Annotated in this window: 25 protein-coding genes and 1 pseudogene; 14 read left to right on the top strand and 12 right to left on the bottom strand. The window is 37.2% G+C overall.

The features are described from left to right. Positions 1-11: 11 nt before the first annotated feature. Complete coding sequence (locus ACKWCD_RS17225) at positions 12-2,510, bottom strand: ABC transporter permease (protein WP_413985332.1); 2,499 nt, start codon at positions 2,508-2,510, stop codon at positions 12-14. A 47-nt stretch (positions 2,511-2,557) separates the two neighbouring features. Further along, positions 2,558-3,247, bottom strand: a complete 690-nt coding sequence (locus ACKWCD_RS17220; protein ID WP_413985205.1) for an ABC transporter ATP-binding protein — start codon at positions 3,245-3,247, stop codon at positions 2,558-2,560. A 66-nt stretch (positions 3,248-3,313) separates the two neighbouring features. Between ACKWCD_RS17220 and ACKWCD_RS17215 the strand changes: the two genes are divergently transcribed. Continuing rightward, positions 3,314-4,012: an arylesterase gene (locus ACKWCD_RS17215; RefSeq protein WP_413985204.1), complete on the top strand. Its 699-nt coding sequence runs from the start codon at positions 3,314-3,316 to the stop codon at positions 4,010-4,012. Positions 4,013-4,023: 11 nt separating this feature from the next. Here the strand turns inward: ACKWCD_RS17215 and ACKWCD_RS17210 are convergent, their stop codons facing one another. Together ACKWCD_RS17210 and ACKWCD_RS17205 are read right to left on the bottom strand one after the other, a co-directional pair. Further along, positions 4,024-4,272 carry a hypothetical protein gene (locus tag ACKWCD_RS17210; RefSeq protein ID WP_413985203.1) on the bottom strand — a complete coding sequence of 83 codons (249 nt, stop codon included), beginning with the start codon at positions 4,270-4,272 and terminating at the stop codon, positions 4,024-4,026. Between the two features lie 181 nt (positions 4,273-4,453). Further along, positions 4,454-5,131 (bottom strand): peptidoglycan DD-metalloendopeptidase family protein, encoded by a 678-nt coding sequence (locus ACKWCD_RS17205; RefSeq protein ID WP_413985202.1) that lies wholly within the window; start codon positions 5,129-5,131, stop codon positions 4,454-4,456. 389 nt (positions 5,132-5,520) lie between these two features. Here ACKWCD_RS17205 and ACKWCD_RS17200 point away from each other — a divergent pair. The 3 genes and pseudogenes from ACKWCD_RS17200 to ACKWCD_RS17190 all read left to right on the top strand — a co-directional run. Then, positions 5,521-6,324, top strand: a pseudogene (locus ACKWCD_RS17200) (malectin); the annotation flags it as partial. A gap of 160 nt (positions 6,325-6,484) precedes the next feature. After that, on the top strand, positions 6,485-7,171 hold the full coding sequence (gene msrA / locus ACKWCD_RS17195) for a peptide-methionine (S)-S-oxide reductase MsrA (protein ID WP_413985201.1): 687 nt from the start codon (positions 6,485-6,487) through the stop codon (positions 7,169-7,171). A 149-nt stretch (positions 7,172-7,320) separates the two neighbouring features. Next, a complete protein-coding gene (locus tag ACKWCD_RS17190; RefSeq protein ID WP_413985200.1) occupies positions 7,321-8,058 on the top strand; it encodes a sugar-binding protein in 738 nt (245 codons plus the stop codon). On the opposite strand, the gene ACKWCD_RS17185 is transcribed toward ACKWCD_RS17190, so the two are convergent. The 3 genes from ACKWCD_RS17185 to ACKWCD_RS17175 are packed head-to-tail and all read right to left on the bottom strand — an operon-like array spanning position 8,059 to position 10,631. Continuing rightward, the gene (locus ACKWCD_RS17185) at positions 8,059-9,546 is read right to left on the bottom strand and encodes a hypothetical protein (protein ID WP_413985199.1); all 1,488 of its coding nucleotides are present in this window, start codon (positions 9,544-9,546) and stop codon (positions 8,059-8,061) included. Further along, on the bottom strand, positions 9,518-10,105 hold the full coding sequence (locus tag ACKWCD_RS17180) for a hypothetical protein (protein WP_413985198.1): 588 nt from the start codon (positions 10,103-10,105) through the stop codon (positions 9,518-9,520). Before ACKWCD_RS17180 ends, ACKWCD_RS17185 begins: the two co-directional genes overlap by 29 nt. Further along, complete coding sequence (locus tag ACKWCD_RS17175) at positions 10,089-10,631, bottom strand: RNA polymerase sigma factor (protein ID WP_413985197.1); 543 nt, start codon at positions 10,629-10,631, stop codon at positions 10,089-10,091. Before ACKWCD_RS17175 ends, ACKWCD_RS17180 begins: the two co-directional genes overlap by 17 nt. Positions 10,632-10,815: 184 nt before the next feature. Here ACKWCD_RS17175 and ACKWCD_RS17170 point away from each other — a divergent pair, with 184 nt between their 5' ends. From ACKWCD_RS17170 to ACKWCD_RS17150, 5 genes are all read left to right on the top strand, one after another. Further along, positions 10,816-11,721, top strand: a complete 906-nt coding sequence (locus ACKWCD_RS17170; RefSeq protein WP_413985196.1) for an aldose epimerase family protein — start codon at positions 10,816-10,818, stop codon at positions 11,719-11,721. A 72-nt stretch (positions 11,722-11,793) separates the two neighbouring features. Next, entirely contained in the window at positions 11,794-12,363 is a 570-nt protein-coding gene (locus ACKWCD_RS17165; RefSeq protein ID WP_413985195.1) for a DUF2911 domain-containing protein, read from the top strand. 2 nt (positions 12,364-12,365) lie between these two features. Further along, positions 12,366-13,403 carry a methylmalonyl Co-A mutase-associated GTPase MeaB gene (gene meaB, locus ACKWCD_RS17160; RefSeq protein WP_413985194.1) on the top strand — a complete coding sequence of 346 codons (1,038 nt, stop codon included), beginning with the start codon at positions 12,366-12,368 and terminating at the stop codon, positions 13,401-13,403. A 33-nt stretch (positions 13,404-13,436) separates the two neighbouring features. Continuing rightward, positions 13,437-14,396 carry a glycosyltransferase family 2 protein gene (locus tag ACKWCD_RS17155; protein WP_413985193.1) on the top strand — a complete coding sequence of 320 codons (960 nt, stop codon included), beginning with the start codon at positions 13,437-13,439 and terminating at the stop codon, positions 14,394-14,396. Beyond that, a complete protein-coding gene (locus tag ACKWCD_RS17150; RefSeq protein ID WP_413985192.1) occupies positions 14,380-15,252 on the top strand; it encodes a lysylphosphatidylglycerol synthase transmembrane domain-containing protein in 873 nt (290 codons plus the stop codon). The genes ACKWCD_RS17155 and ACKWCD_RS17150 overlap by 17 nt, the downstream gene beginning before the upstream one ends. Positions 15,253-15,334: 82 nt before the next feature. Here the strand turns inward: ACKWCD_RS17150 and ACKWCD_RS17145 are convergent, their stop codons facing one another. Genes ACKWCD_RS17145 through mazG form a run of 5 tightly spaced genes read right to left on the bottom strand, consistent with a single transcriptional unit; the run spans position 15,335 to position 19,964 of the window. Then, positions 15,335-16,993, bottom strand: coding sequence for an ArnT family glycosyltransferase (locus ACKWCD_RS17145; protein WP_413985191.1), 1,659 nt, complete (start codon positions 16,991-16,993; stop codon positions 15,335-15,337). Beyond that, complete coding sequence (locus tag ACKWCD_RS17140; protein WP_413985190.1) at positions 16,990-17,559, bottom strand: phosphatase PAP2 family protein; 570 nt, start codon at positions 17,557-17,559, stop codon at positions 16,990-16,992. The genes ACKWCD_RS17145 and ACKWCD_RS17140 overlap by 4 nt, the downstream gene beginning before the upstream one ends. Before the next feature lie 5 nt (positions 17,560-17,564). Further along, on the bottom strand, positions 17,565-17,792 hold the full coding sequence (locus ACKWCD_RS17135) for a hypothetical protein (RefSeq protein ID WP_413985189.1): 228 nt from the start codon (positions 17,790-17,792) through the stop codon (positions 17,565-17,567). Between the two features lie 5 nt (positions 17,793-17,797). Next, positions 17,798-19,168, bottom strand: coding sequence for an MATE family efflux transporter (locus ACKWCD_RS17130; protein WP_413985188.1), 1,371 nt, complete (start codon positions 19,166-19,168; stop codon positions 17,798-17,800). 16 nt (positions 19,169-19,184) lie between these two features. Then, the gene (mazG, locus tag ACKWCD_RS17125) at positions 19,185-19,964 is read right to left on the bottom strand and encodes a nucleoside triphosphate pyrophosphohydrolase (protein WP_413985187.1); all 780 of its coding nucleotides are present in this window, start codon (positions 19,962-19,964) and stop codon (positions 19,185-19,187) included. Positions 19,965-20,068: 104 nt separating this feature from the next. Here mazG and ACKWCD_RS17120 point away from each other — a divergent pair, with 104 nt between their 5' ends. The 5 genes from ACKWCD_RS17120 to ACKWCD_RS17100 are packed head-to-tail and all read left to right on the top strand — an operon-like array spanning position 20,069 to position 25,029. After that, a complete protein-coding gene (locus tag ACKWCD_RS17120) occupies positions 20,069-21,001 on the top strand; it encodes a TolB family protein (RefSeq protein WP_413985186.1) in 933 nt (310 codons plus the stop codon). A gap of 7 nt (positions 21,002-21,008) precedes the next feature. Then, positions 21,009-21,845: a sugar phosphate isomerase/epimerase family protein gene (locus ACKWCD_RS17115; protein ID WP_413985185.1), complete on the top strand. Its 837-nt coding sequence runs from the start codon at positions 21,009-21,011 to the stop codon at positions 21,843-21,845. A gap of 25 nt (positions 21,846-21,870) precedes the next feature. Then, on the top strand, positions 21,871-24,369 hold the full coding sequence (locus ACKWCD_RS17110; protein WP_413985184.1) for a DUF2855 family protein: 2,499 nt from the start codon (positions 21,871-21,873) through the stop codon (positions 24,367-24,369). 11 nt (positions 24,370-24,380) lie between these two features. After that, positions 24,381-24,671, top strand: coding sequence for a putative quinol monooxygenase (locus ACKWCD_RS17105; protein ID WP_413985183.1), 291 nt, complete (start codon positions 24,381-24,383; stop codon positions 24,669-24,671). A gap of 1 nt (position 24,672) precedes the next feature. Further along, positions 24,673-25,029, top strand: a complete 357-nt coding sequence (locus ACKWCD_RS17100; RefSeq protein WP_413985182.1) for a DoxX family protein — start codon at positions 24,673-24,675, stop codon at positions 25,027-25,029. The last annotated feature ends 13 nt before the right edge of the window (positions 25,030-25,042 follow it).

Raw genomic sequence — 25,042 nt, 5'->3', positions numbered from 1 at the left:
ATATTACTTAATTATCTAGTTTCTTTCCGCAAAACTTCTAGGGGTGGGCTATTCAATACACTCCGACTATTCGCCAATCCGATGAGTAAAACGAGAATCGTAATACCTGGTAATAAAACTCCAAAAGGTATCCAAGACGGAACAAAGGGAGATTCGAAAACCAACCATGCCAACAATTGAGCACTTATCAAAGAAAGTAAAATACCAATTCCACTTCCTAAAACACCCAGATATAAGTACTCTAAGGCCGTAATTTTCAATATTTGATTGCTTTTTGCCCCTAAAGTTCGTAACAATACACTTTCCTTAACCCGCTGATATTTGCTTGTTCTTACCGAGCCTATGAGTACTATAATTCCCGTTAGGATACTAAAGAAAGCCATAAAATTGATAACCCAAGAGATCTTGTCAAGAATGCCCTGAATTAAGGTTAAAACTTGTCTTAAATCGATAACTGAGACATTTGGAAATTTGGTAACCAATTCCCGCTGTAACTGAGCAGAAGTTTTCGAGTCAGGAGCCTTAGTGGTAATTACATGAAATTGCGGGGCATCTTCAAGAACTCCTTTAGGAAAAACTACCGAAAAATTCACCTGCATTCGACCCCAATCTACCTTTCGAATGCTTCCTACGGTTGTTTCCATCAAAACCCCTTGAACATTAAACACAATAGTATCACCTAAAACCACTTGGGCATCTCGAGCAACATTATCAGATAAAGAAATAGGAATTGCTCCATTTTCAGGAACTTCACGTTTAAACTCTCCTGATGCCAAGGTTTCTGAAGCTACCATAGAATCCCGATATGTGACTCTAAATTCATGGTTAAGAATCCACTTTCTAATGGTCAATGTAGTATCGAGACGTAAATCATTTACTGGAACTCCCTTGATACTATGCATTCGCATAGTAATTATTGGAATATTATCAATAATGGGTAATCCTTTGGGGGTGATTGTTTGAGCAACTTCTTCCCTTTGATTCGTTTGTACATCCAACAAAATAATATTAGGGTTATTTGCATTAGCTTCTAGCGTTGCTTTTGCCAATAAAATATCCTTTGTAAAATATAATGTGCTTATCAAAAATGAGCCAACTCCAATAGCCAATATCAAAACCATAGTTTGGTTATTGGGGCGAAAAAGATTTAAAAGACTAGTTCGCGCTGTGAATCCCCATGAAGTGGGAAAATACTTTTTAATTGCCTTCATAAACAAGATGGAAACACCTGCTAAAATCGAGAAGGTTACTAAAATTCCAAATACAAAAGCCATGGCATAGCGAGCATCTTTAAGAAGCCAAAGTGAAAAGAAGTAAATAAATGCCATAATACCCATTAAAACGAATACGCCTGCTCTCTTCAATTCTATCGAGCTGCCTTCTTGAACTCGTAATACCTCTAACGGAGATACATACCATGTCGACAAAAGTGGGAGTAACGCAAATAAAACAGACATAAAAATGCCCAATAAAAGCCCCATGGCCATAGGCTGAAAAGTTGTTGTGATCTCCACACTAAAAGGTAGAAACTCTTGCAAAAGCAAAGGAAAAGTTTGTTGAAGCCCTATTCCTAAAAGGGTTCCGACAATACCACCTAACAGTCCCAATCCGGCAATTTGAATGAGGTAAATCAAAAAGGTTTGTCGACGCGTAGCTCCCATACACTTGAGAACTGCAATTCCACGCAACTTTTCTTTGATGTAAATATGAACCGAACTGGCAATACCAACACAACCTAATAGAAGGGCAATAAAAGCGACCAAATTCAAGAATTTTGCAAAATTCTCATAACGTCGACCTAGTCTTTGACTTACTGACATGTGTGAATCAAAATCAGCATTTTCAGCATCTAAAATTGGGTCAATGGCCTTGTCTAATGCCTCCACATCAAAACCAGTTTTTGTCTTAAAATAATAGTTGTATTTGTATCGGCTTCCGGTTTGAAGTAATCCTGTGTTTTCTATAAAACTAAAAGGCAAAATCACTGGTGGGGCCACCGTCGTGGAAATTGCATTACTACCTGGTGAAGAAACCACAGAACCAATTATCGGGAAAGTTAGCTCACCAACCTTAACACTATCTCCAACTTTTAATTTGTATTGCAACATTAAAGTTGCATCTACCAAAGCTCCATTTTTACTTCGATATTCATTTGCAGCAGTTGCAGGAACCGTTTCTATTTCACCGTATAATGGGAATTCGCCATCAATACCTCGAATCTGCACTAATTTTGTAGCGCTATTCTTTGGAAAGGCCGCCATCGAAGCGAAACTTACCTCTCTCCCACTCGAACCCAAAGAATCTATAATCTTTTGAACTTTTTCTGTGGGAAGTTGATTACTATCTATAATATAATCGGCACCCATCAATTCTTTGGATTGGGCTGCTATATTCTCCTTAAGATTTTCACTAAAAGACTGAATGGAGACTACTGCGGCAATACCCAAAATGATAGAAGCCATAAATAGCAACAAGCGCTTTCCACTAGCTTTGCCATCGCGCCATGCCATTTTGAACAGCCAATTAAAGCCAGCTTTTGAAATTATCGGACGGTCTCTCACGAGGCAACAGTAGTTTCGTTAGTTAAAATTCTACCTCCTCTAAGTCTCAGAATACGCTGTGTTCTTTTAGCCAAATCAAGATCATGGGTAACAATCACTAAAGTGGTACCAGCTTCTTTATTTAATTCAAAAAGAAGTTGAATTACTTTTTCTCCGGTTTCTTCATCTAAATTTCCTGTAGGCTCATCTGCAAAAAGTAAGGAAGGTTTATTTGAAAAGGCTCGTGCTAAGGCTACACGCTGTTGTTCTCCTCCTGAAAGCTGTGAAGGATAGTGATCAGTGCGTTCACCTAGACCTACTTTTTCTAAAAGTTCTTGTGCTATTTTTGCCGCATTTTTGTTTCCTTGTAGCTCTAACGGAACACTTACATTTTCAAGAGCCGTCAAAGTTGGTAGCAATTGAAAATCTTGAAAGATAAAACCGATATTTTTATTTCTTAAAAGTGCTCGCTCATCCTCAGTTAAAGTACTCAAGGTGGTTCCGCAAAGTTCTACAGCACCTGAATCTGCTTTATCAAGTCCTGCGCAAAGTCCAAGTAAAGTAGTTTTTCCGCTACCTGAGGGTCCAACGATTGAAAAAGTGGATCCGGCCTCAACATCAAATGAAATATCATCTAATACTGTTAACTGCTTAGAACCGCTTGTATAACTCTTCCCTAGGTTACGAACGTTTAATATCTTTGTCATGATTTTCTGTTTCCTATAGCAAATTGCAAAATAAGGAAATGATTCTGATAAATAGACCCTACAGTTATGCGCACCATCTTAAAGTTTAGTTATATTTTTATTTTTCTCTGGATGCTTTCCTGCGGAAATACCACAAGTAAAAAGAATGATGGTACGACTTCTACAGAAGTAAAGGTCCAATCAGAAACTAATGATCCGAACAATTTAGACAACAAGACCAAAACTATTTTGTTCTTTGGAAACAGCTTAACCGCCGGATACGGTTTAGACACTAAGGAATCTTTTCCATCATTAATTCAAAATCGATTAGACTCTCTCAATTTAAATTATTCAGTTATCAATGCCGGACTTAGTGGAGAAACCACCGCAGGTGGTAAAAATCGTTTGGATTGGGTGCTCAAACAAAAGGTTGATATTTTTGTTTTAGAATTGGGAGCCAATGATGGCTTGCGAGGCATTCCTCTAAAGGAAACCAAAGCCAATCTTCAAATTATAATTGATGCTGTTCTTGAAAAGAATTCTGAGACCAAGATTATATTAGCTGGAATGCAGATTCCGCCTAATATGGGGCAAGAATACACCGTCGAGTTTCGAACCATTTTTCCAGATTTGGCTAAAACCAATAATTTGGAGTTGATTCCTTTTTTGTTGGATGGAGTTGCCGGAAATCCTGATTTGAATCTACCTGATGGAATTCATCCCACGGCTGAAGGACAAAAAATAGTTCGTGAGAATGTCTGGGCTATTTTAGAGAGATTGCTTTGAAATATGCACTCTTAGGCCATTTTAGCCTTATTTCTTTTGGTAGTAAATTTCAAGGCCTTTTTTATTCTAGAATTTTTGAACTTGTACAAACGAGCCACTTCAGTATTCTTTTCTAAGCTAACTTTCTCGATTGAGCTAATGGTTACAACAGTCATTCCTACTGTTTCTACCTTAACTTCACCTTTCTGAGCATCTGAAGCTTGAGCTTGAGCTGCAACTCCAATAAAAAGAACAAATAATATAGTAAGTATAGCTTTCATGTCTTGCGATTTGTTATTATAATAACTTCCGCAAGCGTGTTTTCGAGGGTTGAGATTCGTTGTTAGGCCTTTATTTTCGGTGACTAACAAAACTATGGGCGAAGTGTAAAAAACGTCCGATAAACTGGAACTTAGTTAGATTCACTTTACCGAAACTAAGTGCCTTTTAACAGAAAAAAACTTATAGATTTAGCAAAAGATTGGGGTCTGGGCAATTTTGTTTGTAGAATTCTAATTGGGTTTCAGAACAAACTCCGGGATAGTCACCTTTCTTTCCTTCCAAATCAATTATGATTTGAAAATGGAGATGCGGCGCATAGTTTACATTAATATCTGGTGTACCCAAAGTGGATAAGACACTTCCTTTTTCAAATTCTTGTCCAATTTGAATATTGGCTATAGACGCAAGTGAAAGATGGCCATATAGCGTATAAAACACAGCACCGTCCATATCGTGCTCCAAAATTATAGTTGGTCCGTAATCACCTATTGTTGTATTGTTCTGAAAACTATGCACTTTCCCTTTTATCGGTGTGATTACTCGTGTATATGCTTTTGTCCAAAAATCAATACCCAAATGAATATTTCGAACTGCCTCATGTTTTGTGAAGCTTGATTTATCACTATAAAGGTTTCGTTTCTCTAGATAACCTCCATACGCCACGAGTGCATCATTTTTTTTGAGAATGGAATTGATGTAATTCTGACAATCATCAGGTCTGGTAATCGCAATATCTTTCAGATCTGGATTTAAGTTACTTAGGTCTATTCGGCAATATTGCCTAATGTGAATTGAATTATCTATCGGTTTGATAATCGGCTTACAGCTTTTCAGAAATTCTTTGAACGAAGAAAACATACACTTAATCTATATTTCAAATTTGAGATAATTTTAGGGTTTTTCGAGTATGAGTTGTTTAAAAAAAGTATGCCGTTAATCTATGACGTTTGATTATGAACTAATTTCGTACTAGCTTTGTACTATATAATAACAGGGGTTTTATCGAAAAACCCTTAAAAATAGGCCTTACAGTTGGTCGATAATATAAAAAATCTCTTGTTGGGTGATGAGCCATTTGATAGTTTTAATATCAATAAGACTAAGAGAAATAAATAAGTTAAACCCAAAACTACTTGATTATGAAAAGAGCTATTTTTTCAAAAATGAAATTCCTAATGCTATTTTTTGCACTGACTATAATTTCCGTTTCCTGCGGAAGTGATGATCCTGAACCGCCTGTCGCTGTTGCTGATGCTGATGGTGATGGGGTTGCTGATGAAGATGACACTTGTCCAAATGAAGCAGGTCTCGCTGCTTTAGATGGCTGCCCAGACGTTGACGCTGATGGAATAGCTGATAAAGATGACACTTGTCCGAATGAAGCTGGTCTTGCTGATTTAGGCGGTTGCCCAGATGCCGATGGTGATGGAATTGCCGATAAAGATGATGCTTGTCCTGATATAGCAGGTATTCCGGCTCGAGATGGTTGCCCTGAAGATGCTGAAGAATCTTCAGTTGAAGTAGGTCCAAACCTGTTGAGAATTAATTCAGGAGGACCAGAAGTTACCACAATTGATAGTGCTGTTTGGGCTGCTGACGAACAATATGGCGGCGGGTTATTTGCTTCTTACATTGCGCACCCAAGTATTACAGAAATTGAGAATACTGAACTTGATGAAATCTATTTAAGCGAATCCATTACGTCTAACGAAGCCAATCAAGGGCCTTTTTCTTATGATATTCCAGTTTCGGATGGAACTTACACTGTAAAACTTCATTTTGCCGAGATTTATTGGGGAGTTCTCAAAAGGGATGCAGACGGCACCGATGGAGGGGTTGGTAGTAGAATTCTAAATGTAGATATAGAAGGAAACCGTATACTGACAAACTTTGATGTTTTCGAGGTAGCAGGAGGAGCTGCGACAGCTTTTACCAAAATGTATGATGTAGAGGTGATGGATGGTGAGTTAAATATTGTGTTTACTTCTTCTGTTGACAAGCCAAAAATTTCCGCTGTTGAAGTCTTTGGAAATGGAATGATTGGTAATTAAGTAAAATAGAATTTGTGATATTTAAAAACCTCGCTAAAAGCGAGGTTTTTTATTCCAAAAAAATAGGTTTAATCCTTTCCTGTAAATAAACCTTAACATTTTTTAACTCGCTTTGCTGTAAGGAGATTGTAACTTGAGCAACAAACTTTGAAAATAAATTATGAGATATTTAAAAACTAGCTTGTTATTAATAGTTTTCTTGGTATCATCAAGCTGCCAATCAAATCAGAAAAAAGAAACAACTGAACCTGTAAAGGAAATAAAAAAAGAGCTTGCTAAGCTTTCTCAAGAAGACCTAAGTAAATACGAAACGGCTTATTTTGCTAGTGGCTGCTTTTGGTGTGTTGAAGCTATTTTTGAGAGTGTTAAAGGAGTGAAAGAAGCAGTTTCTGGGTATTCAGGTGGATCAGAACAAAACCCAACGTATCAACAAGTAGGAGCCGGGTTAACAAGTCATGCTGAGGCCATTGAGGTTTATTATGACCCAGAAGTAATCTCGTTTACCGCTCTTGTTCAGGTATTTTTTGGTTCTCACGATCCTACAACACTGAATAGACAAGGCCCAGATAGAGGTCCGCAATATCGATCTGTAGCTTTTTATAAGAATGAGGAAGAAAAGAAAATTATAGAGGCCTATATCGGTGCATTAGTAGATCAAAATGTATATGACGGCGACCCAATTACAACGGAAGTTACTGCCTTTGAAAAATTCTGGATTGCTGAAGATTATCATCAAGACTATGAAAAGAAGCATCCGAATAACTCTTATATTACAAATGTTTCTATACCAAGGCTAAATCGGTTTAAAGCAAACTTTGGTGAGTATCTCAAGGAAGACGCTCATTAAAAAAGAACTTAAAAAAATAAAAAGCGGCTTGCAGCCGCTTTTTTTGTTTTACCACTACCGCTTACTTGATTTCTTTTTAGTACACTAAAATCCCATTAAAACGTAAGAATTTACTATATTGGAAATGCGAATCCCCAAATTTGCAACCTATGAAGCTAGCAATACCCGTATTTCTATGCGCTCTGCTGTACGCATGTACAACGCATCAGCCTAAGAAAAAAGATCATCAAATCATTGAAATAAAAAAAGTATCGGAAAGTCCGACTATTGACGGTAAGGGCGCCGAAAACTCTTGGAACTTAGCCACCTGGCACCCACTTGACCAAAATTGGTTGGGTAATCCTTATGAACATGATGATTTCAATGGGCGCTACAAGTTGAGTTGGGATGAGAATCGGCTCTATCTACTTGTAGAAATTGTTGATGATACACTATACGATAAGGTAAAGGATCCGTTAAAATTATGGTGGAATGACGATTCTATCCAGGTGTTTATTGACGAGGACAATTCCGGAGGACTTCATCAGAACAATCATAATGCTTTTGGCTACCATATTGCCTTAGATGGTAATGTAGTAGACTTTAACCCGAATAAAAAACCTCAACTATACAATGAACATGTTATTTCGAAAAGAGTCACTGAAGGCAATAAAAGCCTATGGGAAATGGCAATAACAATTTATGATGAGGAATTCGAGGATGGAAAAAAGAATGGATCTGTAATTCTAAAAGTTAATCAAAAGATTGGCTTTGCAATTGCTTATTGCGATAACGATGAAAGTACAGAAAGAGAAAATTTTATTGGTTCAGTCTTTGTTCCTGGAGAGGATAAAAATAGAGCTTGGATTGATGCTGACGTTTTTGGGACAATAATTCTTAAAGAGTAACTAATCTAAAACTACATCGCTATACTTCGAATTTATAGTAATTGAACTACCAGCATTTTTACTTTTAAAATAACCTTTATGTATTGTATTTCTATAATTCTTTGTGCGATCTAAAGTAATAGAAGCTGGGGTGGTTAGTTTAGAAGATGTTCCATTTACGTATATCGTAAACGGAACTCTCGGCGTTTTGCAGTTCAATTCGGCATTTTGTATCACAATATCTATATCTGAAAAATTATTTGATATAGACTTAATCCGCAATGGCCCAAAATCATTTTTAATAAAAGCGCTATTCATCAGCTTATCAATGGTAACATCTGACGAAGTTGCATCTAAACGCAGATTAAGTACCTCTTTCAAAGCTACATTATCAGAATACTTGGCCTGAAGTTGTCCATAATTCCAGTTCTGAACATTTACAGGAGAATAAGAAGCACTTATTGTTGTCTTATCTCCATCAATCGTAGATGCCCATAAGCTTGAGTGTGATAAAATGGCATTTAAATTTTTTGTGTTTTCAGCCAGTTTTACCTCTCCATGTCTAACATTCATTTTGATCTTCATACCCTTAGGCATTTTGACTTTAATTGTCTTTTTTACCTTATAGTTTTTATGTAATCCATTAGAAGAACCATAAAAAATACTTGGTCCACCTCGAAAATACGTATTTACACTATCTCCTCTGACAATAAAAACATGTGATGAATCATTTGCAAAAAGTCCATTCGCTTTTTTTCGTTCAAGCGAAAGTGCCCATCTTTCCTTTTGTGCTTCCATCCTTTTAACTCTGGCCTCTGCCCTTTTTTCTTGAAGCTCCAGACGCTTATCATTTCTTTTTTCCATCATCTCCTCTCTTTTCTTCATCATCTCTTCCCGTTTCTTTGTCATTTTTTCTTGTTTCTCCTCCATGCGCTCTGCCCATTCTTCTAATTCTTTCACATGATCTTCATCAAAGCTTTCATCAAATTCCTTTTTCCATTTCTTGAGATAGGCATCCCCATCTTTTTTAAAGGCTTTATGATCAAACTCAGCCATAGGCGGAATTGGAGGCATCGGCATATTACTTAACTCTTCAAAATCAAAATCAAAGTTATAGGCATGAACTTCTGGAAACTCGGGCATTTCAATATGAAAGTTTTGCAAATCTCCTAAAGGGTGCGACCAACGCGGGGTGCCTTCCTTACCTGTAGAAATGGTAACCTTTTTGCTATTTCCTAAAATCTCAAAACCAGCATCTTCAAAATACTTTTCAGCTTCTTCATCAGTAGCTCCTTCAATCTCTATGGTAGCTTCTATTTCAATTTGATCTTTCGCCCATGTTTCAAATTCGATATCAGCATGACTTGTATTAACATCAAGTATAGCCTCTTTAGAAACCGCAAAAGTCTCCTTAAAAGTTTTTGTTTGTGATTGTCCGAAAACTCCCATGGTGATGAAACATAGGAGCAAGACAAGGGTTTTAGATAATGTTTGTCTCAACTTGTTCATTTTTTGATGTGTTTAAATTGTTTAACTTCTTTTTTAATTTCTGTAGTAATTGTAATCGTAACTGTAAGTTTTGAATTAATGCGGATATGGTTTGATCATTTGGCCCAATTTGGTTTAACTCTTCATTGAGTTTAAGATATTCCGTATTAAGACTCTCTAGTTGATCCATAAAACTATCAACCATGCCCTTGTTGTCATCTGAAACTTCTAATTTTGAAAGTTCTAAATTGATATTGGCCACATAGTAATTTTCCACTTTTTTGAGATCGGGTGATAAATCGCCAAGTGAGATTCCTTTTTCTTCTTGTGCTTCATTTTTGCCATCTACAATGATTTCTTTGATTGTGTGTCCTTTGGAATACTTCATGAATCCAAAATACCCGGCCGTGACCAAAAGCAACACCGTAGCAGCAATTTTTAAGAAAAAGAAAGATGAGTTCTTCTTTCTTGGCAGTTCTTCATCCAAACGCCTTAGAAAACGGTCTTCATGACCTTGCTGCATTTCATGCTTTTGTTCTTCCCGTTCTCTTTTAAACAATTCTCTAAGATCCTGAGACATATCTTTTATCTTTTAATAGTTCCTTTAATAATCCTTTTCCTCTTAGCAATCTTGTTCTGCATGCCGATTGCGAAATATTTAATACTTGTGAAATCTCACTGTGATCAAACCCCTCCATTAAAAACATCATAACAACATATTTGTATTTTTCTGGTAAACCGTTAATCGCTTGTTTTACCTCATCGATAGAAATATCATCTTCAACCGACCAATCCTCATCAGAAGTCACTTGCATATAACCTTCATCGAGTTCTACCTTTTTCAATTGCTTTGCCTTCAAAAAATCAATGCTCTTATTGATTACTATTCGCTTTAGCCATGCTCCAAATGTTACATCTCCTTTAAACTGATCAATCTTTTGAAATGCTTTTATGAAAGACTCTTGAATCACGTCTTCGGCATCATCAGCATTTTTAAGAAATCGCATTGCTACACAAAACATGCCATCACAATATTGTTTGTAAAGCTTTAATTGTGCTCTGCGGCTATTCGCTTTGCAATCTTCTACGATATCAATTTGAAACATTAGCTAGTTTCGTTGTTGGTTTTGATGATGAATTCCCTTTAAAGACGAGCAAAAAAATTCGATGTTGCAAAAAACAATTAATTTTATAAAAATTAATCTGAATAAGTTGGGTACAAGAACATCGATTTATCCGAAAAACTCGTATTTCATTCAAACCATTCCCCCAAATAATTAGAATAAATTTATGAAGCAAGTTACCATTAGCACACCCTTTATTACAATGATTGTGCTTGATTACGGTGCGATAATTCAAAAATTATTAGTTAAAGATAAAGAAGGTAAATCGGTAAACGTTGTCGTAGGTTTTAATTCCCCTGACAAGTACTTAGAAGATACCAAATCTTTAGGTGCTTGTGTTGGAAGATATGCAGGTCGCATCTCTAATGGCAAATTTGAATTAGACCGAGAAACCTATCATTTACATCAAAAAGACGGTGTACATCTTCATGGAGGTAAAGAAGGTTTTGGTAAGAAATATTGGACTATTGAAGAAGTACATCAAGGCAGACAACCTTTTGTAAAACTCTCTTACCAAAGCAAACATCTAGAAGAAGGTTACCCGGGAAATTTAAAAGTAAATGTTACCTATAAACTCATAAATAATCAACTGCATATTATTCATGAAGCAAGTACAGATCGTACTACAGTAGTCAATCTAACGAATCATTCTTATTTTAGATTAGATGATGCCAATCAAATAAACGAATACAACCTTAAACTTAATTGTAAAAAGGTGGTTGAAATGTATGCAAACAAACTTCCGACCGGTGAAATAATTTCAATAGACCTCACTCCGTTTGATTTTCTAACGGAAAAGCCAATTGAAAACACCCGTTTAGATAATGCTTACGTAATTAATCCTAAAACCGAGGTAGCAGCGAAGGTCTCTTCTGAAAAATCAGGTATTTCTATGGAAGTAAGCACAAATCAACCGGGGCTCGTAGTTTACACCCCTCTTGATTTTCCGGCAATTTGTTTCGAAACGCAGAACTACCCTGATGCTCCAAATCAAAAGAATTTTCCGAATTGCAAGCTCCGTCCAGGTGAAATTTATTCAAATAAGTCAAAATTTGTATTTGATCTTCTTTAATTAGGTCATATTCAAAATTGCTTGAATAACGACCGATTTAGTAACTTAGACTAACCCAAAACATATTTAGACATGAAATTAAAAAAATGGCTTATCGGTTTGCTAATTACTTTTGGCGCTTTGTTTTTGATCTTCAAATTTATCGCATGGCCCTATATGCAAGGCGAAACCAAAAAAATTAGCCCCCAAAAAGTTGCTACTTACACACAAAATGGAATGGATTTATCTGTTGCTTACTCTAGTCCATTTAAAAAAGGGAGAGTTATTTTTGGAGAACTCGTACCCTTCGATACTGTTTGGAGAACTGGAGCAAATGAACCGACCACATTTACTACTAAAACAGACATTAAAATTATTGACAAAGAACTACCTGCAGGTACATATGCCTTATGGACAATTCCTGGAAAAGATAGCTGGTCTGTTATTTTTAACAGTGAGGTCCCTGAATGGGGAGTAACCCTAATTAGTGGAGGTAAGGAAACTACCAGAGACTCTGAAAATGATGTTTTAACGGTCAAAGTTCCCACGAAATCGCTTTCTTCAGAATTAGAAAATTTCACGATTTCTTTTGATGAAGCAAATCCGGTAAATCTTTCTTTATCATGGGATGAAACCATTGTACAAGTCCCTATTAACAAGTAAGCTTGGCGTCAAAAAAAACAATAACTCCAGATAGAATTTCTAAAATTCAAGATAGCCGGAAATTAATTCCGACTGTTGAAGAGCTGACTTCTGGAATTCTTAAAAATGATAAAACCGCTTTGGCACGTGCCATCACATTGGTAGAAAGCACCAAAAAAGAAAGTCTTGAAAAAGCGAACCTCATTATTGAGAAGTGTTTGGCAAAAAACACAGACAGCATTCGGATCGGTATTACGGGAGTACCCGGCGTTGGTAAAAGCACCTTCATTGAATCTTTCGGAAAAAAACTCACTTCGCTTGGCAAAAAAGTAGCCGTTCTGGCGGTAGATCCGACAAGTACACAAACTAGTGGAAGTATTTTGGGTGATAAAACCCGTATGCAAGAATTGGTAAAAGATCCCGATGCTTTTATTCGCCCTTCCCCTTCTGGTATTTCATTAGGCGGAGTTACACGCAAAACTAGAGAAACCATTATTCTTTGCGAAGCCGCAGGTTATGATGTAATTCTAGTGGAAACTGTCGGAGTAGGTCAAAGTGAAACTGCAGTGCATAGTATGGTCGACTTCTTTTTATTGCTTAAACTTCCTGGGGCTGGTGATGAACTGCAAGGTATCAAGCGTGGAATCATCGAAATGGCAGATGCTATTGTGATTAATAAAGCTGATGGCGATAACTTGAAAAGAGCTCGCAGTGCTTCAGTTGAATTTTCTAGAGCCTTGCATTTGTATCCGCCGAAAGAAAATGGATGGGTACCAAAAGTACTGAGTTGTTCAGCATTAGAAAATACAGGTTTAGACGAGGTTTGGGATATGATTTCAAATTACATTTCTGAAAACAAGGCGTCAAATTTCTTCACTTCTAAACGTCAACAACAAAATAAAAATTGGTTGCTTCAAACTCTTGACGACCAACTCAAACAACGATTTTACCAAGATAAAAAGGTAGCCGCAGCACTTGAGGAGCTCGTTACAGATGTCGTTAACAATAAGATATCTCCATTTCGCGCTGCGGAAAAATTACTGCAAACGAATCCTAAATAAATACCCTAAATTTGTCGCAGCAACACTTAGTCAATGAACGTAATTACCGATTCTTTACTTTCCATAGTCGTCCCTTTTTATAACGAGCAAGACAATGCCGTCCTTCTTACTGAAAAAATCCATGAAAGTTTGACCGGTTATAACTATGAAATCATCTACGTAGATGATTTTTCTACCGATAATACGCGAACGGTTGTAAAAGCAATGAACGATAACAAAGTTCATTTGATCGAGTTAAAGAAGAATTACGGACAAAGTTTAGCTCTTGCCGCGGGAATAGACCATGCTAAGGGAGAATACATAATCACCATGGATGGGGATTTACAAAATGACCCAAGTGATATTCCCGAAATGCTGAGCTATGCTGTTCAGGAAGAGTATGATGTTGTTACTGGAATTAGACAAAAAAGAAAGGATTCCCTAGTTAAAAAAATACCTTCTAAAATTGCCAACTTCTTGGTAAGGAGAGTTACCAAATTGGATATTAAAGATAATGGCTGCGCACTTAAAGTATTTACCAAAGACATTGCTAAAGAACTAAACCTTTATGGCGAAATGCATCGTTTTATTACCTTGCTTGCGCACCTAGAGGGAGCTCAAATCAAGCAAGTACCCGTAAAACATCATGCGAGGCATGCAGGAGTATCTAAATATGGGCTAGAGCGTGTTTTTAAAGTTGTGGCTGATATGATGCTACTGTTATTCATTCGCAAGTACTTTCAACGCCCAATACACCTTTTCGGAATCTTAGGGGTCTTATTAATCATAATAGGAATTTTTATTAATATCTATCTTTTGATTGTGAAATTTGGTTTTGGTCAAGATATCGGAACGCGCCCCTTACTCATTTTCGGATTAATGTTTATTCTTGCGGGCATTCAATTATTCACCATAGGTATTGTTATGGAACTTCTCATTCGAACCTATTATGAATCGCAGCAAAAGCGACCATACAGAATCAAAAAAATTACAGTAGGTGGCGAATCTTCGTAAGAAAGGAATAACCCTTCTAAAGATTGTTATAAGTGCTGCACTTATCTATTTCATTTTTACCAAACTTAATGTTGCTGAAGTTTTAGAAACTGTTAAAAAGGCAAATCCTTTCTATTTGGTGCTAGCGTTATTGCTTTTCGTGGTATCTAAAATAGTGGCCGCTTTTCGATTGAATCTATATTTTCATGAGTTAAAAGTATTCCTGACTCAAAAGAGCAACTTAAAATTGTATCTCTTAGGCATGTTTTATAATCTTTTTCTTCCCGGAGGAATTGGTGGTGATGCCTACAAAGGTTATCTCATCAAAAAGAAATTTGAAGTAGACACTAAAAAGGTAGTCTCCGTTTTAGTATTGGATAGATTGAGTGGCTTGCTGCTATTATTTATATATGCTTGCGGATTAGCCCTGTTTCTAGAAAGTAGTCAACTAAAAGATTTTAAAATCCTATTTGGGATTGCTATTCTTCTAAGTATAATCGTTTTTTATTTTTTGAATAAAAAGTTCTTCGGATATGTTATTCCTGTCTTTTGGAAATCCTTTGGCTATTCGGCATTAGTGCAGTTATCACAACTTATATGTGTTTTCTTTATTTTGAAGTCATTGGGAATTGAAATGAATACCATCGCCTACTTGGTTATCTTTTTAATTTCATCAATTGTATCTGTAATTCCATTAACCATTGGTGGTATAGGAAGTCGTGAACTCACCTTCTTTTACGGAGCAACATGGTTGGGTCTAAACGAAAGTACTTCGGTGGGAATAAGTATGCTTTTCTTTTTAATAACAGCTGTGATATCGCTTTGCGGAATTGTCTACCACTTCAAAAAGATAAAGCTTGAGGTAAATAAAACTTAAATGCAAAAAGCGCATTGGTTTTGCAAAGTTCACTAAATGACACGGGTAATTTCTCTTGTCTCTTGTCTCTTGTCTCTTGTCTCTAATAAATATGTATCAAATGCCTTTTATTCAATACCTTCTTTCGGGTAGCGGGATCTAAAAATTTAGCTTGCAGCCTTGTAATTCTGAATTGATCTTCGGTATACTGTCTATCCCAATCAAAACCTAAATTCTGAAGTTCTTTAAGTTGTAAGTCATCTACATAAACCCAAATATTGCTTTTATTATTGAGTTCTCCCATTGTGGTAATCTTGACCGGTTTCTTATTATAAAAATCTAAAGCCCAAGTATGATGGGTAGAAACCTTGTAAATATTGTCAATAGGAATATTATTCTCGGCAATGGTCTCCGCCATTGATGAACCGGCTTGATATTCTAACAAAGAGGGATAAAAATGCATATTCAACACTGCATTAAGCAACAGCGAACTATAGACCGAAAGTGTTATGATGCGTAAATAGTATTCCTCTCTCTTTAGACAGAAGTAAATGATTACTGCAAATGCTGACCCCAACAAGATATATGAATAATTACTCTCAAATTTGAATACATAAAAGCATATCAACATTGAAGCAATAAAGACCAAACTCAAAATAAAATACTGAACCCCCAGCAATACTTTGATAGTCTTCTTTTTGGTAAGCTTATAAAGACTATACAAATAAGATGCTGTCAAAACGGAAAATAGTGGCATTGTGATATTCAAATAATGGGGAAGCTTAAATTGAGCAAAACTGATTACAATAAATATTAAAGTAATTCCACCTAAAGTGAGGAACTCATACTTAGAGTTGTACTTAAATTTAAGCTTGATAAGTGTTTTGATACGGCTACCGTAGGCAGCAAGTCCTAAAATGGTCCAAGGTAGAAACACCCATAAAAAGGTGTGAAAGAAAAAGAAATAATCGCTACTATTCTTTCCCATTCCAGCTCCACTCATGCGCTCAAAACTCTGTTCCCAGAAGATGAAGAAAATTCCGCTTCGCTCACCTTTTCCACGAATTATTTTCTCTGGGTGCAGATCAAACTGATGGTAATACGCATATAACATGGGAGCAATAGCGATAGCAAAAATCAGTATGGCAACTAAAACCTTCCAACTCAAAAAACGTTTCCATTTTCTCGTATAGGCCAAATGGCATAACAATGGAAAACCTATTACCAATAAAGCAATTTGTCCTTTCGTTGAAAAAGCGATACCTGCCGCAAAGGCACCAAGTACAATATTTTTAAACGATTTTGTCTCGATATAGGTGGCCAATTGCCAAATGGCTAAGACTGTAAATCCGGTAAGAACGGCATCGGTGCGGACATCTATTGCTGAGAGCATTATAGTTTGTGCCGTCATAAAGATAAGAGCAGCTAATTTCCCTGTCTCCCTATTGTATAAAAGCCTACCTAGTCCGAAACAACTGTAAGCTCCTAATAGGGTGGCTAATATTCCCGGAATACGATATGCCCATTCATGAATTCCAAAGATTTTATAAGAAAGTGCAGCCAACCAATAATGCATATGTGGCTTATCAAGATATTCCTCTGGACCTTTAAAGAGGCTCAAGAAATCATTTTCTTGAACCATACGCATGGCCATGACTGCAAACTGGGCAGAATCGTTCTCAAAAAGTTTTACGAACATTCCAGCGATATACACCAGAACAACGAGAAATAACAAAAACCAATACCTAGTATTAGATATCATAGAGGTAATTTGAGGAGAGCAAATATATATAACTTTGCAAACAACCACCCAAAAAAGAGTCCGATTACCATACCTGCAAACACATCTAACGGAAAGTGTACCCCGATATATATTCGACTATAACTTATCAAAACTGCCCAAATCAATAATAGAATTCCCACTAGTTTGAACTTCTCTTTAAGTAAGATCGAAAAAAAGACAGCTACGGCCATGGTATTCCCGGCATGTGCCGAAAAGAATCCGAATTTACCTCCACATGAATCTTTTACCAAGCGCATCAATTCGTTGACACTGGTATCATAACACGGTCGAAGACGAGCTACACCGTATTTAAAAAAGTCCGCGAGCCCGTTTGTTGCAACAATCATTAAAATGGCAGCAACTATTAGCAATATGGTCTTCTTTAATCCGATTTGCTTATAGCAAAGAAATATGAGAATTAAATAAACAGGAATTGAGCTGAATTTGTTGGTCATGAACATCCAAAAACCATCCCAAGTTTCGCTACCTAAATTATTAAGCAACAAAAAAACCTCTTTGTCGTATTTCAGAATTTCTTCTAACATGAAAGTTAATCTTCGTATCTGGAAACCTCACGGTCATAGAAAGCAGTTGCTTGTTCTATAAGACTTTCTGTTTCCGTTTCGAGTTCTTTTTCATCTTCACTAGTGAATTCTTCAAACCATTGTACTTCATCATCTTCAAGATTGATGATGAATCTAGGATATTCTGTGTGGACAATAAATATTGCCGATGGATAGTCAGTATTGTCACCGAGTAAAAACTTTGGAAATTCCATTGGTATTAGCTTTGAACTATTAATTTTTTTGTGAGATAATTAAATCGAATATACAACATAATCGCCGAGGCTGTTAGACCTACCAGTAGGCCTACCCAGATACCTGTGCTTCCTAATTCGGTATGCAATCCTAAGTAATATGAAACAGGAAATCCTATTAGCCAGTAGGCAATGAAGGTTATAAAAGTTGGAATTTTGACATCTTGAAGTCCACGTAGAGCTCCGAGAACAACCACTTGTATTCCATCGGAAATTTGGAAAAAAGCGGCCACTAAAAGAAGTTGGCCCGCCAGGAAAACTACTTCCGTATTATCAGACATATTTAATACGGAATCAAAATCTAAATACAAGGTTGGAAACCAATTTCTACCCCATAAGAAAAGTGCTGCAAATATAATTTCGATCAAAAAAGTTAATAGGAATATGGATTGAGCAATGCGTCTTAAGTCCTTGAAGTTTTGTAATCCTTTCTGATTGCCAACGCGTATCATAGCGGCAACACCTAATCCCATTCCGAACATAAAGGTCATACTACTTAAATTCAAAGCAATCTGATTTGCAGCTTGGGCATTTTTACCCAAAACTCCACTCAACCATATAGCTGCGGTGAAAATACCTACTTCAAAAAACATTTGTAGCGCAGATGGAAAACCTAAACTGATAATTTTATCAATCACTTTCTTTTCTAGCTTCCTAAAATTAAACCCAGTTACGTAATCATGAAATTTCTTCTTGCTCTTCAACAAATACCAGATATATACTACCATCAGAATACGCGCAACTAAAGTGCCTATCGCTGCCCCAACAATTCCCATTTTTGGAAAACCAAACGATCCGAAAATTAATAGGTAGTTTAAGGTGATGTTTACCACATTTGCCAATATAGTGGCGTACATAGGATATCTTGTTTGAGATAATCCTTCAGAAAACTGCTTAAAAGCTTGAAAAATAACTAGTGGAATCAATGACAATGCCACCAAATCTAAATAGGGCATAGCCAGTTCAACCACTTCTGGTGGCTGATCCATCATATACATCACTGGCTTTGCTAAAAGAATAACACCGAATAGAGAAATACCTATACCTGTGCATAACAAAAGACCATGCTTCAAAGCACTTTTACCATCTGCTTTGTTACCAGCGCCGTCTGCTTCAGCAACCAATGGAGTAATCGCAGTTGAAAAACCAATACCTAAAGACATCGCGATAAACACAAAACTATTACCTAATGATACAGCTGCAAGTTCAGCGGTACCTAATTGCCCCACCATGATATTATCTGCAAGCTGTACAATCGTATGGCCTAAAAGGCCCATAATAACAGGTACCGATAATTTTATATTGTAGAGAAACTCCTTTGTATAGTTTTTTAGCACTTAGTTAGTTGGTATTTCAATCTTTTATTTTTTTAGCTTCCTCCCAGAAAACATCCATCTCTTTTAAAGTCATTTCTTTTAGCGATTTACTCATTTCTTTGGCTTTAGTTTCTAAGTACTGAAACCTTTTGATGAATTTTTTATTTGTACGTTCTAAAGCATTTTCAGGACTTATATCTAAAAATCGTGCGTAATTCACCATTGAAAAAAGCACATCACCAAACTCCGCTTCCATCCTGTCCGAATCTTCTTTTTTAACCTCATCTTGAAACTCAGCTAATTCTTCCTGAACCTTTTCCCAAACTTGTTCAGGTTTTTCCCAATCAAACCCTACTCCAGCCACCTTATCTTGTACACGATTTGCTTTTACGAGTGCGGGTAGTCCTTTAGGCACTCCTTCTAAAACGCTCTTTTTTCCTTCTTTCAACTTCAAGTTCTCCCAATTGCGTTTTACTTCTTCTTCATCGGCTACCTCAACATCACCATAAATGTGTGGGTGCCGATTGATCAGTTTTTCGCAAATTTCATTACATACATCAGCGATATCAAAATCATTTGTTTCACTACCTATTTTGGCATAGAAAACAATATGTAATAGAATATCACCTAATTCTTTCTTAACCTCGTTGAGATCATTGTCTAAAATAGCATCACCAAGCTCATAGGTTTCCTCAATAGTAAGGTGACGTAGGGTTTGAATTGTTTGCTTTTTATCCCATGGACATTGCTCTCGAAGCTCGTCCATAATAGTGAGCAAACGGTCAAAAGCAGCTAATTGGATTTGTCTTGAATTCATCAAAATTACTTTCGGTAAAAGTACAAATCACAACTGTTTTCGAGCTTCCATTGTACAATCAATTTTTAGTTATCTTTAAAAGATTGAAAATTATTTTGTGCTAAATGTCTTGTTTATTCAACCTTCGTGTTTGCCCGTCATTTTTATTAGGAATTTTGTTCTTATCAAATCTTGGTCAAGCTCAAAACAGCAATTCAGAGATGGTTATTGAAAGTACTTTGGAAGTCATTTCTATTTCTTCTTTGGAGCGGAAAACGATATATAGTAAACCTATCCATTTTGAAGCGCCTAATTGGACTCCTGATGGAAAGACCATAATTTATAACAGCAAAGGTTCATTGTATAAAATCTCAGTGGATGGTGGTGAGCCTGAATTAATTTCCACAGGAACATTAAACAAAATCAACAATGATCACGGTATCTCTCCTGATGGAACCAAAATGGTAATAAGCGATCAAACCGAGACCGGAAAGTCTCTAATTTATTCTTTGCCCATTACCGGTGGTGAACCAAAACAAATCACACCACTTGGTCCATCGTATTGGCACGGATGGTCTCCTGACGGGAAAACTTTGGCCTATTGCGCCGAACGCAATGGCAATTATGATATCTATACTATTCCATTTGAAGGTGGGGAAGAAACACGTTTGACCTCAGCAGCAGGTTTGGATGACGGACCAGATTATTCCCCTGATGGTACATATATTTATTTCAATTCTGAACGGACAGGCACCATGCAAATTTGGCGCATGCATACCGATGGCAATGCACAAGAACAAATTACTACAGATGAGCTCAATGATTGGTTTCCGCACCCCTCACCTGATGGCAAATGGATTGTATATGTGACATTTGGTACTGATATTCCTTCTGGTAGTCATCCGGCTAATAAGTATGTTCAATTACGATTAATGAATCTAGAAACTAGAAAAGTAAAAACCATCGCTAAACTCTTTGGAGGTCAAGGTACTATTAATGTTCCTTCATGGGCACCAGATAGTCAGCATATCGCCTTTGTAAGCTACGAATTGAAATAATGTAAACATGAACACTAGAAGAGAATTTTTATTGAAATCAGGACTATTTACTGCAGGAACAATCCTGCTACCCTCATGCGCTTTCGCCAGTACTACAGTAGCACAACACTATGGGGTTCAATTATATTCCTTCCGCGATGAAATGGCAAAAGATGCTTTAGGGACTTTAGAAAAAATAGCTTCCGTAGGATTTAAAAAAATAGAATCTGCGCGTAGCGGAAAAGGTCATTATTATGGACTTTCACCAAAAGAAATGAAAGAAGCGTGTGATGCCTTAGGCATGAAATTGACTAGTGGCCATGTGGCATTAGATGATAATTTTGACAAAACCATGGAGGAAGCAGTTACCTCAGGCCAAGAGTATTTAATCTGCTCTTCAATGCCTAGTAAAGGGCAAACTGTCGACAATTATAAAAAAGTTGCAGAAGCTTTCAACAAGGCCGGGGAAGCTTGTAAAAAACTGGGGATAAAATTCGGGTACCATAACCACGAATATGAATTTGAGTCAGAAAATGGAACGATTTTATACGACGTCTTAATGGACAATACTCAAGCAGATTTAGTACATATGGAATTGGATTTAGGCTGGGTTATTGTCGGTGGAAAAGACCCTCTAGACTATTTCAAAAAGTACCCTGGTCGTTTTCCTCTTTGGCATTTGAAAGACATGAATATGACCAAAAAGGAAAGCACGGAGTTCGGAAAAGGAGGCCTCGATATTCCTTCAATGATGGCTCATCAAGAAGCCTCAGGAGTAGAACATATTTTTATCGAGCAAGAAGAGTATGCAAGCACTCCTATGGAAAGCATGCGACACAACATGAAATTTTTAGGAACACTCTAATTTGGGCTAAGCCCTAAAAGAATATATGCTAGAAACAGATTACCTAATCATAGGTTGCGGTGCCGTTGGTATGGCCTTCGTTGATACCTTGTTATCAGAAACGGATGCTGATATTACTATAATAGACCGTTACGCCAAACCAGGTGGGCATTGGAATGTAGCTTACCCCTTTGTAACCCTTCATCAACCTTCACAGTTTTACGGAGTAAGTTCGAAAGAACTAAGCAACGGGATTAAAGATGAAACGGGAACCAATAAAGGATTATATAGTCTGGCAAAAGGGACAGAAATATATGCCTATTACGAAGATGTCATGCAAAACACTTTCCTGACCTCAGGAAGGGTGAAGTACTTTCCTAACTGTGATTACAAGGGCAATGGCGCCTTTGAATCTTTGGAGACTGGCGAGAAGCAGCTCGTAAAAGTGAATTCGAAAGTAGTAGATACTACTATTTTAGGAACCAGTGTACCAGCAACACATACGCCCAATTTTTCTATTGAAGACGGCGTACAATTTATTCCCTTAAATGACCTTCCTAAAATAACCAATCAACCGGAGGGCTACGTAGTTATCGGAGGTGGAAAAACAGGAATAGATGCGTGTCTCTGGCTATTGGAAAAGCAAGTCAATCCCGATGCTATTACTTGGATTGTTTCCCGGGATGCTTGGTTACTTGACCGTAAGAATGCCCAACCTGCAGATGAGTTTTTTGAAACTTCTATTGGTTCCATTGCTGCACAAATGGAAGCAATTCCGAAAGCGAAATCAATTCCCGATTTATTTGACCGATTAGAAGATACTGGTGTTCTAACAAGACTCGATAAGAATGTTCGTCCTAAAATGTTTCACGGGGCAACCGTCAGTCAATTGGAATTGGAAGAACTTCGAAAAATCAAAAACGTAGTGCGTTTGGGCAGGGTACAGCAGCTCAAAAAAGACCAAATCATTTTGAAAGAGGGAATCATTCCTACCTCAAAGGAAAATATTCACATCGATTGTTCAGCTACCGCAATCTCGGAGCATGACAGCCGACCTATATTTCAAGAAGGTTTGATAACACCACAAACTGTGCGCTCCTATCAACCTGTTTTCAGTGCTTCGGTTATTGCCTATATTGAAGCGCACTACAAAGGTGACCAAGCTAAAAACAAACTTTGTCAAGTCGTTCTCCTACCAAATCATGATACGGATTGGATACGAATGCTCTCAGCACAACTCGGCAATCAATTTACCTGGTCACAAGACAAGAAACTTCGCAATTGGCTTACCGAAAATCGTTTGAATGGCTTTGGTAGCTTGGTGCAGAATGTTGATAAAACCGACGAATTGAAAATGGCTATTTTGAAAAGAATGCGAAAAGCTTCTATGCCTGCCTTAATGAAACTAGAACAATTCATTTCGCAAATGGATGCTGAGGAACATTCCGCAATCGAAAGTCCTCAATTTCAGGTCAACCAGAATGTTTTTATCCGAAATCGTTTAGTTGAAACCCCAAAGGCTGAATTGAACATAGAACAGGGCGAGGTTTTGGTAAAAATTGAAAAGTTTGCTTACACCGCAAATAACATCACCTATGCTGTTGCTGGAGACATGATAGGCTATTGGCAGTTCTTTCCCCCAGTTGGTGATACTACAGATGGTTGGGGCGTAATTCCCGTTTGGGGCTTTGCTACTGTAGTTGAATCGAAAACCGATGAGATTCCCATTGGGGACCGTCTATTTGGATATTTTCCGCCAGCCAAACATCTGAAAATGAAACCTGTAGGCTGTAAAGCAAATCGGTTTATTGATGGTTCGGCACATCGTTCTGCATTGCCAGCGGGTTATAATATTTATCGAAGAGTATACAATGAAAAGCAGTATAATCCTAAATTTGATAGAGAGCGAATGTTGCTATTTCCCTTGCATCTTACTTCGTTTTGCTTGTGGGATGCTCTGCAAGACAAAGATTGGCATGGGGCAAAACAGCTGGTAATTTTAAGCGCAAGCAGCAAAACAAGCACCGGTTTGGGCTATGCGCTTCAAACCGATGAAAATGCCCCTGCAGTGATTGGTGTGACCTCTCCACGGAATTTAGAAACCGTCAAGAACTTGAATATTTATGACCATTGTTTGACCTACAAAGAAGTCACAAGTATTGATTCTAGTATTCCGACTGTAATAGTCGATATGTCGGGAAATCAGCAAGTATTAGCTGCATTGCATGTACACTTGGGTGACCAAATGAAATTTACATCTAATGTTGGCTTAACCCACTGGGCAAATGCAAAACCCAAGGAAGGAACCATTTCAGAACGCAGCGCATTTTTCTTTGCTCCAGGTCATATTCAAAAACGAATGAAGGAATGGGGCCCTGATACTTTTGACAAAAAAACAGCAGGTTTCCTAATGGAGACTGCGGCAAAAACGAAAAGTTGGCTTATTTTTAAAGAACTAAATGGCTTGAACCAATTGGCAGCCATTCATCCTAGTGTATGTGCTGGTATTTTGCCCCCAGATGAAGGATTAATTATCAATTTATAGTACAAAAGATTATGAGCAAACTAACACTAATAGCAAGGATATTCGCAAAAGAAGAAAAAAGAGAATTAATCAAAAGCGAGCTAATTAAGCTTATTGCACCCACACGAAAAGAAGAAGGTTGCATCAATTACGATTTACATCAGGATAGTGAAAATCCCAACCTTTTTGTTTTTCATGAAAATTGGGAGAGCAAAGCGCTTTTAGAAAAACACTTAGCTAGCGCGCATATTGCCGAATATATGAAAGCTACTGAAGGTGCTGTTGAAAAATTCACGCTTCAAGAAATGACACAAATCGGATAAAATGAAAACTATTTATTGGGCTTCGACGGGACTGTTATCGCTTTTTCTTTTATGGAGTGCTTACGGTTATCTTTTTAGCAAACCTATGATAGATGGGGTAAAGGAATTGGGCTTCCCTGATCACTTTAGAATTCAATTGGCCATCTTAAAAGTAATAGCAGTTGTTATAATTCTTATTCCTCAAATACCTCTTCAAGTAAAAGACTGGGCTTACGCTGGTATAGCCCTGTTCTTACTTACCGCGATAGTGGCACATACAGCTCATAAAGATCCCTTTTTTATAACCGTAATCAATTTGACTTTAGTGGCTCTGCTCATTGTCTCAAACATCTATTTACGTAAGCTTTCAATGCTATAAAACTTAACTCGTT

The organism is Maribacter taeanensis (assembly GCF_047345145.1).
Taxonomy (GTDB): Bacteria; Bacteroidota; Bacteroidia; order Flavobacteriales; family Flavobacteriaceae; genus Maribacter_C.
This window is presented reverse-complemented; position numbering and strand designations above follow the sequence as displayed.

What these genes read in the sequence shown, in the direction of transcription:
- ACKWCD_RS17155 (WP_413985193.1), top strand. Translation starts at nt 13,437, where the DNA reads ATGAACGTAATTACCGATTCTTTACTTTCCATAGTCGTCCCTTTTTAT.
- ACKWCD_RS17170 (WP_413985196.1), top strand. Translation starts at nt 10,816, where the DNA reads ATGAAGCAAGTTACCATTAGCACACCCTTTATTACAATGATTGTGCTT.
- ACKWCD_RS17140 (WP_413985190.1), bottom strand. Translation starts at nt 17,559, where the DNA reads ATGTTAGAAGAAATTCTGAAATACGACAAAGAGGTTTTTTTGTTGCTT.
- ACKWCD_RS17210 (WP_413985203.1), bottom strand. Translation starts at nt 4,272, where the DNA reads ATGAAAGCTATACTTACTATATTATTTGTTCTTTTTATTGGAGTTGCA.
- ACKWCD_RS17180 (WP_413985198.1), bottom strand. Translation starts at nt 10,105, where the DNA reads ATGTCTCAGGATCTTAGAGAATTGTTTAAAAGAGAACGGGAAGAACAA.
- ACKWCD_RS17190 (WP_413985200.1), top strand. Translation starts at nt 7,321, where the DNA reads ATGAAGCTAGCAATACCCGTATTTCTATGCGCTCTGCTGTACGCATGT.
- ACKWCD_RS17220 (WP_413985205.1), bottom strand. Translation starts at nt 3,247, where the DNA reads ATGACAAAGATATTAAACGTTCGTAACCTAGGGAAGAGTTATACAAGC.
- ACKWCD_RS17115 (WP_413985185.1), top strand. Translation starts at nt 21,009, where the DNA reads ATGAACACTAGAAGAGAATTTTTATTGAAATCAGGACTATTTACTGCA.
- ACKWCD_RS17185 (WP_413985199.1), bottom strand. Translation starts at nt 9,546, where the DNA reads ATGAACAAGTTGAGACAAACATTATCTAAAACCCTTGTCTTGCTCCTA.
- msrA (WP_413985201.1), top strand. Translation starts at nt 6,485, where the DNA reads ATGAGATATTTAAAAACTAGCTTGTTATTAATAGTTTTCTTGGTATCA.
- ACKWCD_RS17145 (WP_413985191.1), bottom strand. Translation starts at nt 16,993, where the DNA reads ATGATATCTAATACTAGGTATTGGTTTTTGTTATTTCTCGTTGTTCTG.
- ACKWCD_RS17205 (WP_413985202.1), bottom strand. Translation starts at nt 5,131, where the DNA reads ATGTTTTCTTCGTTCAAAGAATTTCTGAAAAGCTGTAAGCCGATTATC.
- ACKWCD_RS17225 (WP_413985332.1), bottom strand. Translation starts at nt 2,510, where the DNA reads ATGGCATGGCGCGATGGCAAAGCTAGTGGAAAGCGCTTGTTGCTATTT.
- ACKWCD_RS17120 (WP_413985186.1), top strand. Translation starts at nt 20,069, where the DNA reads ATGTCTTGTTTATTCAACCTTCGTGTTTGCCCGTCATTTTTATTAGGA.
- ACKWCD_RS17135 (WP_413985189.1), bottom strand. Translation starts at nt 17,792, where the DNA reads ATGGAATTTCCAAAGTTTTTACTCGGTGACAATACTGACTATCCATCG.
- ACKWCD_RS17100 (WP_413985182.1), top strand. Translation starts at nt 24,673, where the DNA reads ATGAAAACTATTTATTGGGCTTCGACGGGACTGTTATCGCTTTTTCTT.
- ACKWCD_RS17110 (WP_413985184.1), top strand. Translation starts at nt 21,871, where the DNA reads ATGCTAGAAACAGATTACCTAATCATAGGTTGCGGTGCCGTTGGTATG.
- ACKWCD_RS17175 (WP_413985197.1), bottom strand. Translation starts at nt 10,631, where the DNA reads ATGTTTCAAATTGATATCGTAGAAGATTGCAAAGCGAATAGCCGCAGA.
- ACKWCD_RS17165 (WP_413985195.1), top strand. Translation starts at nt 11,794, where the DNA reads ATGAAATTAAAAAAATGGCTTATCGGTTTGCTAATTACTTTTGGCGCT.
- mazG (WP_413985187.1), bottom strand. Translation starts at nt 19,964, where the DNA reads ATGAATTCAAGACAAATCCAATTAGCTGCTTTTGACCGTTTGCTCACT.
- ACKWCD_RS17215 (WP_413985204.1), top strand. Translation starts at nt 3,314, where the DNA reads ATGCGCACCATCTTAAAGTTTAGTTATATTTTTATTTTTCTCTGGATG.
- ACKWCD_RS17105 (WP_413985183.1), top strand. Translation starts at nt 24,381, where the DNA reads ATGAGCAAACTAACACTAATAGCAAGGATATTCGCAAAAGAAGAAAAA.